General features: G+C 53.0%; 1 protein-coding gene. It reads left to right on the plus strand.

Translation table 11 applies throughout. The annotated features are described in order from the left end of the window. Nucleotides 1-720: IS5 family transposase (locus FE839_RS24580; RefSeq protein ID WP_138363278.1), on the plus strand; the 720-nt coding region annotated here is incomplete at its 5' end. Nucleotides 721-854 lie beyond the last annotated feature (134 nt).

The raw sequence follows: 854 nt of genomic DNA on the forward strand, positions 1-854 counted from the left end.
ACCCTGCGGGCTGCACAGGGCTTTATTGATTCCATTTTTGCCCTGATGGGCATTCCTTTGCGCTGCCCGGATTACACCAGTGTCAGCAAACGAGCGAAGTCGGTTGATGTCAGCTTTAAGACACCCAGCCGGGGTGAAATAGCGCATCTGGTGATTGATTCCACAGGCCTGAAAGTCTTCGGTGAAGGCGAGTGGAAAGTGAAAAAGCACGGCAAGGAGCGGCGTCGTATCTGGCGAAAACTGCATCAGGCCGTTGATGCAAAAACACATGAAATCATCTGTGCAGACCTGTCGCTGAACAATGTGACCGATGCCGAAGCTTTCCCGACTCTTATCCGACAGACACACCGGAAAATAAAGTCTGCGGCGGCAGACGGGGCTTACGATACACGGTTATGCCACGACGAACTGCGTCGGATGAAAATCAGTGCACTTATCCCTCCCCGGAAAGGCGCGGGTTACTGGCCGGGTGAATATGCGGACCGAAACCGTGCAGTGGCAAATCAACGGCTGAGCGGGAGCAATGCCCGGTGGAAATGGACGACAGATTATAATCGTCGCTCAATAGCCGAAACGGCAATGTACAGGGTAAAGCAGTTGTTAGGCGGTTCGCTGGCGCTACGGGACTACGACGGTCAGGTTGCAGAGGCTTTGGCGCTGGTGCGTGCACTGAACAAAATGACGAAGGCGGGTATGCCAGAAAGCGTGCGCATTGCCTGAACAGTGAGCTGTTACAGGAAGACTCGCCTCAAATCTGATTTATTCAACAAAGCCTACTGCAGGCATAACCACCACAACGTCAATCTCTCTTTTTTTACCTGCAGCCACCCAGCCTCAAAACAACGATACACGGG

This window comes from Klebsiella indica, from assembly GCF_005860775.1.
GTDB lineage: Bacteria > Pseudomonadota > Gammaproteobacteria > Enterobacterales > Enterobacteriaceae > Klebsiella > Klebsiella indica.